We start from the raw sequence: 16,990 nt of genomic DNA, 5'->3' as shown, positions 1-16,990 counted from the left end.
TAGAGATAATGCATTAGCGTTCTATCACAATTTTTTGAGTTTGCCGAACTCCATTTAATTCCAAATGAATAAAATAAATTCCGCTCGACAGGCTGGATAAATCAATATCAGCACGTGTTCCATTTACAACTACCATATGCACCATTTGCCCTACTGAATTAAATATTTGCAAATTGGTTGTACTTATACCTGTATTAAATTCTACCACAAATCTACCATTGGTAGGATTGGGATAAATACGCATTTGCTCTTCGGAAATTTCATCTACAGAAGTACATGCAGATACATCAACGATATCAGTAGCAGATCCGGTACAACTGTTTGCATCGGTAATGGAATAGGTTATTGTATGAGTTCCTACACCTGCTGAACCTGGCGTAAATTGTCCACCCAACACACCCGTACCAGAATAACTTCCGCCAGAAGGACTTCCACCACTTAAGGTGAAGGCTGCATTATAAACACAAACTAAATTATCATTCACCGTAAACGTCACCGAAGGTGCAGCAAATACCTGAATATTGTCTGAATCTGCAGCTGAACATCCATTTCCATTAGTAACGGTGTAGGTAACAGAGAAGGTACCAGGACCAGCAGCTCCCGGATCAAACGAAGATCCTGTTACTCCTGTTCCGCTAAAAATTCCTCCACTTGGACTCGCCCCTGTACTGAGATTAATAAATCCATCGTTTTCACATGCAGTTGGATCTGGAGTAGTAAAGCTAACCGTTGGCGCAGCATTAATAGTAACGGTAAACGTACAATTGGTAAAGTTACCAGAAGCATCTGTTGCTTTAAATATTACTGTGGTTACTCCAAGAGGGAATACGCTTCCACTTGGCAATCCTGCTGTTTGTGTAATTGTAGGAGAAGCTGTACAGTTATCGGTTGCAGTTGGTGTTGGAAATGTAACTGTGGTTCCTTCACAAGCTGTGATGTTAGAGGGACAGTTAGAAAACACCGGTGCAATATTATCTACCACATTCACCGTAAATGAACCTGTTGCCGTATTACCCGAAGCATCGGTAGCCGTATAGGTAATGGTAGTTAATCCGCTTGGGAAAGAAGAACCGGATGCCGGACCTGCTGTTTGTGTAATAGTAACACCAGAGCAGTTGTCGGTAGCGGTAGGTGCGGTCCAGCTGGCGGTTCCTGTACATCCCCCACTATTGGCAGGAACAGACATATTACTTGGTAAACCAACAATGGTTGGGTTTTGTGTATCCGTTATCGTAATAGAAAACGAACAGGTTGATGTATTTCCGGAAGCATCCGTTGCTGTATAAACAATATTGGTTACTCCTATCGGAAACGTACTTCCTGATGCAGGTCCTGATGTTTGGGTAATTGTAGCACCCGTACAGTTATCTGTGGCGGTTGGTGCTGTCCAGTTTACAACTCGTCCGCAAACGTTATTGGTGTTAGGCAATGTTTGATTAGACGGACAACCTGAAATAGTAGGTGCCTGGTTATCGGTTACTGTTACGGTAAAGGTGCATGTAGCCGTTAATCCTGCTCCATCAGTTGCAGTATACACAATGGTAGTTACTCCAACAGGAAATGTACTGCCAGATGCTGGTCCAGAAGTTTGAGTTATGGTAGCTCCCGAGCAGTTGTCTGTAACAGAAGGTGCCGTCCATGATGCAACAGCACCACAAATTCCTGCACTTGCATTCACTGAAATATTGGAAGGACATGAAGTGATTACCGGTGCCTGGGCATCAACTACTGTTACTGTAAAGGAACATGTGGCTGTATTACCTGCAGGGTCGGTTGCAGTATAGGTAACTGTACTTGTTCCCACACTAAAACTACTTCCAGAAATGGCTCCTGATGTTTGGGTAACCGTTGCAGAACAATTATCCGTTGCAACAGGTGTAGTCCATGAAACAGTAGCTGCACATGTTCCTGCAACTGCATTTTGTGTGATGTTAGATGGACACGATGTGAATACCGGAAGCTCATTATCAACTACGGTAATATTAAACGAACAGGTAGATGTATTTGAAGCTCCATCTGTAGCTGTATATTGTATATTATGCACACCAACAGGAAACGTACTTCCAGAAGGCAATCCGATGGTTTGAGTCACACTCGCAGCACCGCAGTTATCTGTTGCCGTTGGTGAAGTCCAGCTTGCAACGGCTCCACAAGTTCCGGCAGTAACGTTTACTGTCATGTCTGATGGACAACCAGAAATAGTTGGTGCTGTAATATCGCCTATAACAACATCCACCTGAAAACGAGGTGAAGAAACACAGCCTGTAGTACCATCTGTTACCTCAACAAAATACGAAGTATTGGAAACCAATACCGGAGTGGTATAGTTTGCATTTGAACCTAATAATGTTCCTCCCGAAGAAGCATCAAACCATTGATAGCTTGGAGAAGATGCAGAACTATTTGCGGTTAGTGTTGTAGTTGCACTTGCGCAAATGGTGGTATTTCCTGAAACACCCGATACAGTTGGTGCTGCATTTACAGTAATGGTATAAGGTAAAGAAACACTGGAACAACTGTTGTTAAAGTTTCCGGTGGTTACAGTGTAATTGTTAGAAGTATTTACCACAATAGATTGTGAAGTTGCAACAGTATTCCACTGGTAAGAATAGGCTTCGGTCGATGTTAATGTAACAGAGTTTCCTGCACAAAAAGAATCAGCTCCCGAATTAGTGATTTTTGCTGATCGGTTTAATAAAACAGCAACGCTGCTTCCTCCACCGGTAGCATCAGAATTACACACGACTAAATCAGGCATTAAATCATTATTGATATAAGCATCAACAATGTGAACACTTTTATATCCGGAGAAAAATCCTTGCTGATAAGCGGGTCCGGATAATGAACCTTTTAAAATGGAAACATCATGTGTTCCTGTATTGGCTGTTGCTATATCTGTTATTCCATCCTGATTCAAATCAACACCGACAATGTAGGAAATTGTATTAGCCTGCACGATGTCCAAATTAGTAACGGAACCAAAACTTCCACTACCATTTCCGAGTGCATAACTTACATCGTTATTGGTTGCTCCTCCTGTTCCATAACAAACTGCTACATCATTAAAACCATCCCCGTTAAAATCACCGGTGGTGACCATATCCGGGCTGGAACTTACATTTACACTATTACCCGAAGTAAAATTGCAGTTTCCTGTTCCGATATAAATACGAACTGTTCCATTGGTGTTATTACAAATAGCCAAATCCGGAATATTATCTCCACTGAATTCAGATATGGAAGTAGAGTTTGAACCGTTCAGTCCACTTGTTAAAGTAGAAGCCAATGAAAACACACCTGCCGTATTTTTATATACATATACAGCGGATGCATCAAAGGATGTGACCACAGCATCCAAATCACCATCATTGTCTAAATCTTTAACTTTTAGAGCTGCTGGATTTCCAGGTAATGCTAGAGTGCTGGGAACATTAAAGCCACCTGCTCCGTCACCTGGATAAATCACCATGTTCTGACTCGTACTTTCTACTGTCATCACATCTCTTTTTCCGTCACCGTCAAAATCTCCGGATGCAATTCCCGCAATGGTATTACCAGCCGAGGTACTTGCCACAAAGGTGAAATCACCTAATCCATTACCACTAAAAAGTGAAAACGAAGTGGTAGAAACATTGGATGAAACAACGTCCGTTTTTCCATCCCCGTTAAAATCACCGGAGGTGGACCCATTGGGAAGGGCGGTAAATGTGGGATAAAAAATATTGTTATAGGAATTAAACCCGCCTGCACCATTGTTCCCCATAAACATGAGCGATTTGGTACCGGCAGAAGTAAACACTACATCCGCAAATGCATCGCTATCGAAATTTCCGACAATTAATTCTTGCGGATCTTTAAATCCTTCGTATCGTTTTAAGGTAAAGTTTCCTGTTCCATCATTAACTAATAAACCAACAACATAATCGGTAAGATTAGCAACAACGATATCCTTATCGCCATCATTATCGATATCGACTAAGGATAAAGATTGAGGACCATCTCCACCGGAGCGGAATCTGGAAATAGAAGTCACTGCACCACTTCCGTTGGTGAAAACAACATGTACGGAATCGGATCCACTCATAGCAACAGCTACATCAACGAATCCATCGCCATTTAAATCTCCAAGATCCAAATCACGCGGTGCCGTACCAATTAAAATATTAAAGCCTGTAGTAAATGTTCCTGTTCCTGTTCCTCGCATTAAGGTGAGGCGATCGGAACCATTTCGTGTAATTACTACATCTAAATTATTATCTACTGAAGCATCAACCTGTGCAGCTTTTGCATAATATCCAAGACCGGTAAAAGTTGGAGCTGTATTTACTCCGGCATCAAAGCCTGCTCCGTTATTTGCAAAAAAAGTAAGAGTACCCGGAGATGAAGCTGCAAACGTTACAATATCAACACTGCCATCATTATTAAAATCGCCGGTTACGACGTCAGTCAACAATAAAGACGCAACAGAAAGATCGGCATAGAGATTAAAATTTCCGGTGCCATCTCCAACCATCACACGAACATTGGACGAAGTACTAATACGTTTAACCACCACAAAATCTGATTTACCGTCACTGTTAAAATCAGCAACAGCAAGTGCCTGTGCGTTCGATGCGGATGGGGTAATGGTTACGGTGTCCTGGAACGTGAATAATCCATTGCCTTGTCCGAAAAATACCGAAACAGAAGAAACATTGGTAACGTTCGGATTTGATGTTAATACATCAAGAATCCCATCTCCGTTAAAATCTCCTTTTGCACAGAATTTAGGGTTGGTTACCCCATTGGTTCCATTGGCAGATGTAAAATCGTTGTTGGCACGTAAACAAATGTTTTGTCCAAACGCTCCGCTTGTGGCCGCACTGATCAGGAGCAGTCCGAGTAGAGTTTTTCTCATAGTTAAGTTTAAAGTTGTTAACAACTTGAGCTTGCCCAATCCCCACCGCAAACATTAAGGAAATAAGCCTTCTAAAGTAGCCAAATCATACGTTATTAACAATTATAGGTTATAAAAATAGGACGACATTTTTGGTCATACCCCAAAATAAAGGGCTAACCCCTTCATATCTAAATCGGTAAATTGTCGACCAACTAGGCAACGGTGACCGGGAAATGACAAAACAAGGGAATTAAAGGATGCCTTCCGATTAACGGTACTCAAGAATCCAGCTCTTCTCCAGCCCAAGACCTCTCGACTTTCTATGCGTGTCGAATACTTTGGTCTTTTCCGTTGAATAGGTCAGAAGAATATAGTGCAACTGATTTCTCTCGTTAAATATAATTCGTGCTTCAGGGAAGTTGGCTTTTATTTCGTTGAAATGTTCTTCTGCATTGGAAAGTTGACCAAATGCTCCATCAATTACATAGTACCCCTTAGGTGATTCAGTTGTTTTATCGAGTTCAACAAAATGGTCATTATCCGTTCTGCGGATCAACTTATCGTCGGTTGTATTGGTCGTTTTAACTTCTTCAACCGTTTTCTTCTGCTCACGCAGCTTGCGTATCTCTTCGTTGAGTTTGTTTACCGTATCGTTATAATATTCCTCTTGCTTACGAAGTTTTTCATTCAATTCTTCTTCACTTCGTGCTTTCTCTCTGGCAAGAGAATCGTTTTCATTTTGTTTTTTCTGAAGCTCCATTTTCAGACGTTCATTTTCCTTCAGAGCTTCTTCAAGTAATTTCTTCTCCTTGTCGTTGCTCTTCGTTCCAAAAGAATATCCGAACAATATTTCCTGATTTACGGGGCCGTAGGCATTGGTATTATTCATTACAAAATTGTAGGAATAACCCAACATCAGGTTCTTTTTAATTCTTACTCCCAGGTTAGCACCAACTGAATAATTGCTTCTATATGTTGCAGTGACCCAACCAATATTCTTGAAGTCTGCACTTACATTGATATCATACTGTAAAGGTGCACCGGTAACATACATTACTTTTGCAAATGGAATAATGGAGAGGTTCAAAGGTTCAGAAACCATCCAATCATATTTCATGTGCATGAAATAATGGCGGGATAAAATATGTGATCCGTCAATAGCTAACTTAATATCGTTGGCCAGTAATTGTGGTGCCGATACACCAACCTGAAACTTTTTATAATCAAAATACAATCCCGCTGTTAAATCGAAATATGTTTTGCGTGATGGAAATACATACTGAATGGTAGGATCGTTCCAGTCTTTCACCACCAAATTACTCGGATCGAATCTTCGGTCAGTTACTCCGCCCGACATCCCGAAACCTAAAGCGACATCTTCCTGAAAATTTACTTTATAAGAAAATGACAATCCGGCTCCTTGTGAAATGGCGGGTCCCATTTGATCATTAAAGATGGTTAATCCTAATCCAATTTTATCTGTAAATACTTTACCGTCGACCGTTAAAATATTGGTGACATTACCACCATCAAATCCCAGGTATTTCTGATTGCGCAGGAAATACGCATTGGTTTTATCATCGTGTCCGCTTAAGGAAGGATTTAAAACAAACGGATTAATGTAATACTGATTATACAAAGGAACCTGCTGGGAAAAACCAGTGCGGGAAATAATCAGCAAAAGCAATAAAAGGCTATGTCGGATGTAGGATGTCATTTACTTGTAATCGTAAGTACGCCTTTTACTTTTTGATTTAAACTATTCACTTTTACTACATAAAAATAGGAGCCGTCAGGAAGTTTGTCCCCATTATAGGTTCCTCCCCATGTATTATCGTATCCTGATTTTTCATATACAATTTCTCCCTGATTATTAAATATCATCACCTCATTATCCGGGAAGTATTCAATATTCATAATGTTCCAAACATCGTTTAGTCCATCTCCATTGACGGAAATATAATTTGTAATAGTTATAGTTGTGGGAGTTGGGGGAGCTGTAGTATCAATAACGAAAATGGTAACATCATCTGTATCAAAACAACCGTATGCATCTGTTACGGTTAGTGTGTACGTTGTAGTAACTGAAGGTTTTGCAAATGGGTTTGAAAGGTTCGGATCAGATAAACTATCGGTAGGCGTCCAGGTGTAAAATAATCCTCCCGAACCCATCAACTGTGTTTGATCATAAATAAAAATAGTATCATCCACTCCAGCATCAGCTACAGGCAATGGAACGACAATTACCGTATCGCAAACTGATGTATCTGCAGGGCAACCGGTACTTTGTACCACCGCGCAATAAATGGTAGTATCCGTTAAGTTGGTATAGTTTAGGATAGCTGTCGTATTGGAGTTATTCTGCCAGGTGGAACCATTATCAGAGGAATAAATCCATCCTAAAATATTTCCATTATTGGCAAGTAGATTCACAGAACCGGTATTTACGCCAAAACACTCAACTGTTGCCCCGCTTACTGTTCCAGGGACCGTTGGCGGATCGGTGGTGACGGTAATAATATTGGATCCAGTGGGTGGACAAACACCGTTACTTATCCAGGCCTGAAACTGGGTAGTTTGAGCTAGATTATTAAACGTGTATGAACTGGAATCGTTGGCAAAATTAGTAAAGGGTCCTCCAATAGAACTCGACCAAAAAATCGAATCCCCAAATCCGCCGACCATATCCAATTGCCCGGTATTATTCCCCGCACAAACATTCATATTGCTTAGAAGTGTACCTGCAACCGGAGGTTGATCCACATTAATAGTATGTGTTGTTGAATACCCATCAGGACAATATCCGCCATCTACAAAAACACGGAAAGTGGTGGTTTGAGTGAGTCCTGAAAATAAATAAGAAGCGGAGTCGTTTGGCGTATTTGCAGAAGTGATAAATCCATCATTGGAAAACTGCCATAACAATGAGTCATTATGATTATTATCCTGCAGTACCATCACTCCGTTATTAGCAAGGGCACAAACAGTATCAGGCCCAACAATACTACCGCCTACAACAAAAGTATCTGAAACCATGTTGAGGCATAAAGAGTTATTTGCCAGATTGACATCCCCAGCAAAAGTAACCGTTGCACAAACCTGATATGAGCCCGGGCATTGAAAATTCCATTGCGTATTGAATCCAAAAAGATAAGATGCATTGGGGGAAATACTGGTTAAAATGGTTTCGCAAATAGGAGCACCGCCGTTAACCGTGTAACAAATATTAAAATTTCCACCTATGGGAAATAAAGAATAATTATAGAGATACAAACGAACCGTATCCATACCAACACAGCATCCGTTTACGGGAGAAATGATAGATGTAATCCCAACATCCTGTGCTTTTCCCGGAAGGGCTAGCATCAAAAATGTAATAGCACCAAATAGAAATTTTCTCATGGCAATGGTTCGATTCGACCAATAAAAATAAGGTAAAAAAACGATAAAGCCAGACGAAAGCCGAAAAAAAATGGCTTAATGAAATATTTATAACGACCAATCCCCTCTAAATCAGAGGAGGACTAATCATTATCGCTGATTATTTTAACAAGGACACGTGTCCAACAAATGTCCTTTTCTTTTTCTCAGTAGCATCCTTCACAATAATCTTCCAAACGTAAACATCCTCTTTGCTCATTTGTCCTTTGTTATAACCATCCCAACTCACAGACGGATCCGTTGAGGAGAATACTATCTCACCCCAGCGGTTAAAAATATAGAGCTGGTAAGATCCGGTTAAATAACCATCGATAACAGGGAAAAAGAAATCGTTATGACCATCACCATCTGGTGTGAAAACATTTGGAACATAAATAGTGAAATAATCATCGATCACCACAATTTTACAGATATCATCTGCACATCCGTATTGGTTTTCTACATGCAAACATACATTGTAAGATCCGGGTTCATCTTCAGGGAAAACAAATGTTGGATTGGCTAATGCAGAACTTCCTAATCCTGCAAAATCCCACAGGTAAGTAGATGCTCCCGAAGAGGCGTCCACAAAATCAATTTCAGGATCGAGGATGTTTGCCGGTTGGGGTCCGAAATTAAAATCTGCAACCGGGTAAGGGTACACACAGATCATGGAAGGAACGGTTAAAGAACCAACACAACCATCAGGCGATGTTACAGTGAGACTGATATCGAAACATCCTGTTTGTGTAAACACGTGGGAGCTGACACAGTTGTTAGATGTACTTCCATCACCAAAATCCCAACTGCAGTTATTGGTTAACAATGGATCAGTTGTATTGGTAAAGTTTACTGCTAATGGAACACATCCTGATAATTGATCGGCAACAAAGGTTACCACCGGTACAGGATTAATTGTTACCACCACCTGATCGGTTGCAGATGGTGTTCCGCAGTTATCGGTTGCCGTTACTGTGTAAGTAGTATTTGCAGAAGGAGAAACCGTTTGGTTTTGTCCATTCAAGGTATTTCCATTTCCATCGGTCCAAACATACGTGTAAGGTCCACCATTTCCACCAGATGCATTGGCAGAAATTGAAGCGCTTTGTCCTGGACAAATACTCACATCATTCGATGCAATAACATTTAGAGGAGGGTTGATTGTTACGTCTACTGTTTGTGGAGTGGTAGTACATCCATTCGCATCTTGTGCAAAAACTGAATAAGTTGTATTTGCAGAAGGAGAAACAGATTGTGGAGAACCATTAGGCAAGCCCTGGTCCCAAATTAAAGTTACAGGAGCAGTACCACCAACTACAGAAGCGGAAATTACCGCTGTACCTCCAATACAGATTAAGGTATCGCCGGTAGCAGTTAATGTCATAGGATTAGGTGCCGTTACTGAAACAGTTCCGGTTGCACTACATCCTGAAGCATTTGTTACAGCAACGTTGTAATTCCCAAAACAAACATTTGCAAAATTTCCACTGGCAGTAAATGTTGCTCCTCCATCGATTGAAAACTGCGTTGCTCCAGGAGCTGTAATTGTAATTGTACCGGAGCAATCACCCTGACATTGTTCTGGTGTAGATGTAATAGAAGTGATAGATAATCCTCCTCCATTTCCTACTGCAACGCTTGCCGTTTGCGTGCAACCCATATTATCGGTTACAGTTACCGGATAATTTCCTGAACAAAGATTGTTGATCGAAGGAGCATTAGGTCCTGCCCCATTCCAGTTGTATGAATAAGGTGATGTGCCTCCTTGTGGTGCAACAATGGCAACTCCGTCACATTGACCACATGTTTCATCTACGAAAGAAGTGGGCAAGGTAAGCTGAGGAGCCTGTGTTATGTTTGCCGTAGTGGAATTCGTACATCCAGCAGGGGTTGAAACGGTTAATGTAACCGTATAGGTTCCTCCTGCTGCGTAAGTATGAGTCGGATTTTGTGAAGTAGAACTTGATCCGTCGCCAAAATCCCATGACCATGAATCGATAGTTGATCCATTGGGATTGGATTGATCTGTAAACGTAATAGGCTGTCCAAAACAAACCGGACCGTTATTGGTGAATTGAGCAATTGGGTTAGGACTTGCCGAAACAACAGTATCTAAAGTAATTGCGCATGCTGACCCTGTTACAGGTGTAACGGTAACAGAATAGGCACCCGGGGTAGTTGTTGAGATGGTTTGTGTTGTAGCTCCATTACTCCACAGGTAAGATGCAGCACCGGCAGGACCCGTAAGCGTAATAGGCTGTCCCGCGCAAACAGCAGTCGCAGATAAATCCATCGCCATTGCAGAGCAAGATGCATCCACATAAGCATAACCTGCATGACCACCTTGTGAACAATCTCCAACAGTAAATTCAACCGTTACGTTTTGTCCCAAATAAGGTGCTAGAGGAATAAATACTGTTGTCCAGGGTTTATATTGCCAAATCCCTGAAGATTGCCAACCGGGTTGACCATCTCCCGCAACGGCTTCATAGGCTGCACAGGTGATGGAATTTCCTGACTGATCATAAACCCTCATTCGGAAATAAGGTTGTTCATTAGCCGCATGTCCACCATCTTCTAAACAAACTGCATAATTCAATGTAAGAATTGCGTCGCCTGATGAAACTAAAAAGGTTTGACGAATTTGTGAAGCGTCGTAACCTAATCCTGAAAAATCACCAATTTCTGCAGAGCAGGACCCACCTGGGTATACCATTGGGAAACCATAGGTATCCGTTCCACCATTGCAGATATAGTGCTGATCTGTTCCACTGGATGGTGAATTGATCGTAGAAAATGATGTAGTATTGGTTGCTCCGGTAAATGAATAAGGCTGACTACCATCCACTGTACCGGTCACCATTTGCCAGTTATTAAAATTACAAGTCTCAAAATCCGGATTGTCGCATGGTCCGCCGGGTACACGTTGCGGATGATCGTGATCCGAATCCAGATTGGTTAGTCGTGCTAATCGAATATCTAAATCTGAAGCACTCAGCGTAGGTAATACGGTAAGTATAGAATTAATTTGCTTTTCAAATTCACTTTCGATAAAGGCAATATTTAATTCCCCTTTAAAATATTTTCTGAGGATTCTCTTTCTGCTTGAAGTGTAAAGTTTTAATAAAAGTGGTTTATAGTTCCCGTTGGAAAGCAACACGTGATCCGTTTTTTCCTTTAATGCTGCCACAAAAGCATCAAATGAAAAATGTTGCTGGATGGACTGTTCTATCCAGATTGGATCGGGTTTGAATATATTGTTCTGACTAAAAAGTCCGGTAAAGGACCCTATCAGTAAAAAGACAATAAGTAGTATTTTCTTCATGGTAGAAAATTGAGAATACAATTATCTGACGAATTTTACACAAAAAGTTGCCTCGATGACAAGAAAAAGCCAGATGACGGTATTAAAATTCATGTTTATCAGAGATTTAAATATTTACTCCTCTTTTTAGGAATTGCAATCTCTGCGAAATAATGAAAAAAAAAAGGAGGGTCGCCCCTCCTTTCTCCAACTCAGCGGTTGATTTGTCTATTATTTTACAAGTTTTGTCGAATAGGAACCCTTATTAGAGCTTACTAAAACAATATAGGAGCCCGATTTTAACTCAGAAACTGAAATTTGTTGATTTTCTTTGGAAATGATGGTTGACTTAATCATTCGGCCAGACAAATCATAGATCTCAACGGAGGAATTCATTTCAACATCCTGAACTACAAAGAAATCTGATGCCGGATTAGGGTAAATGTTTAGATTAGATAGTGATCCTTCTTCAACGCCTGCGAATCCTTGAACGATTACGTCATTAACGTCTCTTGGCTCAACTCGGAACTCAGCAAATGAATAATAAACTGGTCCTGTAACCGCATACACGTTTCCTTGGGTTGGTGTGTACTGATAAATCAGATTATGGATTTTGCAATCTGCACTGCCATCGTTTACTGTCCACATTCCAAAACCTGCATTTGCGTTTACGCAATTGGCATTGGTTACCTGAACTAAAACACCTTCATAATCTTCCAGATTAACCGATGCTGTTGGAATAACCACAGCTGCATGAACAGGGTTTCCGGTTGAAACAGTGGTATAGGATGAAATACTGCTAATTTGAGTCATGTTAAAATACTCGGTAACATTTCCGGAGATTAAAATGCTGTCTCCAATAGCAGGGGTATGTGTATTATCAAAAACGTGAACACCGTTCCATGCTCCAGAATTATCCTGGATGAAATAGCCGGATGCATAAACCGCAGAAACAATTCCTCCGGTATTAACTGAGGTATTGTTTAATGGTGAATCGTAAGGAGCAACAGTTGAATACTGAATATCATAAATCGAAACTGTAGATGGAGCAGAAGGTAATGAAATTACCAGTGAATCGATTTGGATGTGATTAGAAGATGGAATTGTGTTTTTAACCGAAACAATAAACTGCGCGGTATTCCATGTTGTGTCCGCAGTTATGCTTTGTGTGTATTGAGTCCAGTTGGTAGTATTGATCGTGTTGTATGCCGCATAATGGTAACCGCTGGTAGTAGCTACATTACTGCTATCAAAAATACCGATGCGTACATCTCCTCTTCCTTTAACCCAAAATGAAACTTCAAAAACCTGACCTTGGGTCACAGCCATTGGTTGAGTTGTAAAACGTTTGTGACTGGTAGTCGTGTTATTTAATTGAACTGCTTTGGTTCCGTAAATGGTACCGGTAGTAACCATAATGATACTATCTGCAGCAAAATTTGTTTTTGAGCCTTTCCATCCGTCGGGATCAGCACCTGTCCAGTTTTCGAAACTGGTAGAAAAAACTACTTGGGCTTCAACTTGTGAAAGCATTAAAGTAGCAACAACAGCAAATAAAATTCTTTTCATATCGATTGCAATTAATTTATTTAAAGTTCATCAATTAAAATATCATCTAATTCCCAGGTTTTACCATCTACGTTGGTACCGGTATATTTAAATGCAATGTGTACACCGGAAGTTAAATATGAAGATAAACTGATATTACCTGAGTTAGCAAAAACCCATGATCCGGATGAATAAGTTGCCGGTAAGAGGGTCCATGTTGCCGTATTAGGAGCGGAAAATCCATCATAGTTGGTTGAAATATATAACTCCAATGCAGCACCTGCATAATTACATGCTGTTCTAAATGTAAGAATAGGTTGTGTTGCCCCACTCAAATCAATAGCTGGAGAAATATACCATGACTCACATGCAATGTTGGCTACACCATTGTAATTGGTAACCTTGGCAAAATTATCAATACCAAAAGTGGCAGTTGTCCAGGAAATACCACCCGAAACTAATTGTTGAGTCCAACCACCGGAACCAATACTCAAGTCTTCAAAGTCCTTGTCCAAATAAGGTTCCTGGCAACGTGTTGCATTCATGTTTACATCATTAAGATCGCGAACATACAATTGCATATCGGTGTTATACTGCCCAACAATTGCAATGAGATATCCGTTTCCATTAGGAACATTGCTTCCGGCAAAGTTTGCATAACCGCTGGTGCGAACCAACATGACGTTTCCTAAACAATCCGCCAGATTTCTGTTCTGTGAAGTCTGCCCCACTGCATCAGCCCAGGTGTAAGCTGTGTCAGAAGATAAAAACTGCACGTTCTCGATACGAACTAATTTTGCCTGGTAAGACGCATCAATCATATCCAGTGAAACAACCTCCGGTGTGATGAATTTTCCGGTAGCTTGTTTAACAATATTGTTATCGACATTCACCGAATCCAATTGCAACATTCCATTATAGGAAGAGAGCACTGTTCCATTTAAATTGATTCGGAGTGAATCTCCAACATATAATCCGCCGGAAAACATTAAGCGCATGTTAATTGCACCGGTATTATCCTGGATATATACATTTTTATACAGATTACCTGAAACTTCATCGGCAGTAACCACTGCAAAAACCGTTTCATCATTGCTAAAATGCACCGGGCTTCCGGTATACAATGCACGAAGATCAGCAATTGTCATAATGCTACCTGTCGGAATTTCCCTTGAAGGAGGAGAATCAAAATCCTTTTTACAAGAAGAAAGCGACATCACTCCTGCCAGCGCTAATCCTAATAATAATTTGAATTTATTCATGATCTTTTATTTGAATCCTTATTTAAAAACGAATTGAAGCCATTGCGAAAAATGTTGTTCCCAAATGGTAGCTGTATTTATTCGGGAATTTGCTTACATCACGTGTGTCGTAACGTAGTTGTTCCATTCCGCCAATAATGAAGTTTTGATTATTCAAAACGTTATTTACGTTCAGGTTGATGTTGATGAAGTAATTTTTTACTCTCCATGATTTTCCGGCATAGGCATCTAAGGTGTAATTATTATCCAGCTTGGTTTGATCTACTAATTCACCCCATTGCGGATCTGTAACGACTAAACCTTCCACGGCTTCTGCTGTACGACGATCCGGATTCACTTCCATCCAGATATTCGCGAAATAATTAAAATTAAATCCGACAAACCAGTTTTTTACACCTGTATATTTTGCACCAAAGGAGGCTGCGGTTTCCGGCATTCCACCTATGTGATAATTCTTCAAATAAACCGTTTTATCACTGGCAATTAATTGGGACTGATTATCGGCTGTAACCGTAGCCAAAGGACGATTGGTCCAAAGATATTGCCCATGTGCAACAACTCCTGTTAATTGAACTGTTGGTGTTACGTTGTATTGAAGTCCCAACTCTAAACCGGTCATCGTTTGATTACATCCGGTCATTGAATAATTGACAAAACTGTTGTAGTCCTCATGATAAAATGTACGCAACCATGTTTGGTTATTTACCAAATTATAAAAACCGGTAACACGTCCTTTAAACTTGGGGAATCTCACTTCGTAACCGATATCACCGGAGTAAATTTTTTCGCTTTGCGGATCTTCTACGGTTTGATTTCTGGTGCGGGGCGACAAAAAGATATTCCTTGCAAGCGGCGCTCTTGTATAATGTGCAAGGTTAGCGGTGATGTAATGACGCCCGGAAATCTTATACACTGCCCCACCTTTTATTCCATAATTAAAAAAGTTGAATACTTCTGATTTCCCTAAACTGTTATCCGGGAACATTCCATTTTGCATTAAACCGTCTCTCCACATGGTGGTGTTGGACAAATCTAATGATACATATCCATCGATTTTTTTACCTGAAAATTCTGCTTGCCCGAAAGCATCCGTTTTGTTGATGTACAAGTTATAATCGTATCCGAATATTTCATTCTTATAAACAACATTGTTAGTATTACCAAGATTGGATTGCGACTCCGACTGATCAATGGCGTTTTCTACTGCAAAACGATTTAAATCCAACCAAAAATCAGCACCGAGCAGATCGTCAATCACTTTGTAATAATGACTTTTATGTCGTGTGTGGTTAATGCCTGCAGTAATATGTACACGTTCATTCAATTTGTGTTGCAATAATGCATTTACACCCATTAGTGTAACATCGTTACGCTGATCTTCTACAATATATTTTGCGCGATTTCCGGAAACCGTATTACCTGCTATACCATCGGCATTATTAACGGTGTAAAGATTTTTAGAATTTGCAAAATATAGTTGATCCCAATTGACCTGACGTGTATTTACATCATTTTGCCAGTTGGCCGTGATTTGCGGTACCAATGAAGGATATTCAGGATCGTAGTAGCTTGGTAAGTATTTATAATAATCCGGACGAGGGTCTTTTGCGTCGTACCAGTTTAAACTTGTTTGACCGGATTTCCCCGGCGAAATAAATACGCCTGTGGTCAATTGAGTTTTGGATGAAATAGTAAATACATCACTTAAAATCATCATAGGTTCGTGACTATGACTTACGCGGCTATTTCGTTTTTCACCATTTTGATAACCCCAAAATGGATTGTAATAATTTGAACCGGCAAGATCCATTGCTTCCTGCGTGGCTATTCCCTGGCGACCCTGACGAATAGGAGCACCGAATCCGATAAATGAAAGCGTATGTTTATCACTCAATTTCTTATCGACAGAAAGAAAATAACTCCACGAATCGAAAAACGTTCCTTCAATATAACCTTCATTCGAAAAACGACGGGATACAGAGGCTGTTACTGCAACACCGTTAGCCATCATTCCGGTTGAACCGGTTGCCATCACACGGTGAGCATAGGTACGGTTAGAATAGGCATAAGAAATACGGTTTCCTTTGCGGTAGCTGGAAGCACGTGCATCAATATTGGAATAACCACCAATACCTGTAAATCCGAAACGTGAACCTGAATTTCCGGTGCGGACTTCCATCCATCGTGTAACGTCATTTAATCCTCCCCAGTTGCTCCATGAAGCCCAACCGGTTTCCATGTCATTTACACGGATGTTGTTAATAAAAACAGTTGAATGATCTGAACCTAATCCACGAATACGAAAGCGAGCATTTCCGAAATTAAATCCGGCAACTGAAGAAAAAACATCGCGGGAGGATTGTAATAAACCTGAAATATCCTGCGATTCTTGCTGGTCGTCATTGTCGCCGGCGGTGGTGGTGAAAATAGGTAAACGGGAACCCTGTTCTAATAAGGTGTCGGGCTGTATTAATTTTGTAGTATCGTCTTGTGCAAATCCAATTACTGATGTCAGAAAAAATAATGACAATAATAACGAATGGCGATAGGTCGCAATCATCAGGCAAGTAGTTTTTG

7 protein-coding genes are annotated in these 16,990 nt (G+C 40.5%); all 7 read right to left on the bottom strand.

What is annotated here, in order from left to right:
* Positions 1-13: 13 nt before the first annotated feature.
* The 7 genes from K1X56_02540 to K1X56_02510 all read right to left on the bottom strand — a co-directional run bounded on the left by K1X56_02540 (position 14) and on the right by K1X56_02510 (position 16,973).
* The gene (locus K1X56_02540) at positions 14-4,897 is read right to left on the bottom strand and encodes an HYR domain-containing protein (protein ID MBX7093572.1); all 4,884 of its coding nucleotides are present in this window, start codon (positions 4,895-4,897) and stop codon (positions 14-16) included.
* Between the two features lie 250 nt (positions 4,898-5,147).
* Entirely contained in the window at positions 5,148-6,596 is a 1,449-nt protein-coding gene (locus K1X56_02535) for a PorP/SprF family type IX secretion system membrane protein (protein MBX7093571.1), read from the bottom strand.
* Entirely contained in the window at positions 6,593-8,281 is a 1,689-nt protein-coding gene (locus K1X56_02530; GenBank protein MBX7093570.1) for a gliding motility-associated C-terminal domain-containing protein, read from the bottom strand. Before K1X56_02530 ends, K1X56_02535 begins: the two co-directional genes overlap by 4 nt.
* 139 nt (positions 8,282-8,420) lie before the next feature.
* Entirely contained in the window at positions 8,421-11,624 is a 3,204-nt protein-coding gene (locus K1X56_02525) for a PKD domain-containing protein (protein MBX7093569.1), read from the bottom strand.
* 210 nt (positions 11,625-11,834) lie between these two features.
* Positions 11,835-13,172: a T9SS type A sorting domain-containing protein gene (locus K1X56_02520; protein ID MBX7093568.1), complete on the bottom strand. Its 1,338-nt coding sequence runs from the start codon at positions 13,170-13,172 to the stop codon at positions 11,835-11,837.
* Between the two features lie 20 nt (positions 13,173-13,192).
* The gene (locus K1X56_02515) at positions 13,193-14,413 is read right to left on the bottom strand and encodes a choice-of-anchor J domain-containing protein (protein MBX7093567.1); all 1,221 of its coding nucleotides are present in this window, start codon (positions 14,411-14,413) and stop codon (positions 13,193-13,195) included.
* Between the two features lie 22 nt (positions 14,414-14,435).
* Positions 14,436-16,973 (bottom strand): TonB-dependent receptor plug domain-containing protein, encoded by a 2,538-nt coding sequence (locus tag K1X56_02510; GenBank protein ID MBX7093566.1) that lies wholly within the window; start codon positions 16,971-16,973, stop codon positions 14,436-14,438.
* Positions 16,974-16,990: the final 17 nt, after the last annotated feature.

The organism is Flavobacteriales bacterium, assembly GCA_019694795.1.
Classification (GTDB): domain Bacteria; phylum Bacteroidota; class Bacteroidia; order Flavobacteriales_D; family UBA2798; genus UBA2798.
The sequence above is the reverse complement of the archived record's forward strand: the minus strand, read 5'-3'. Positions and strand labels throughout refer to the sequence as shown.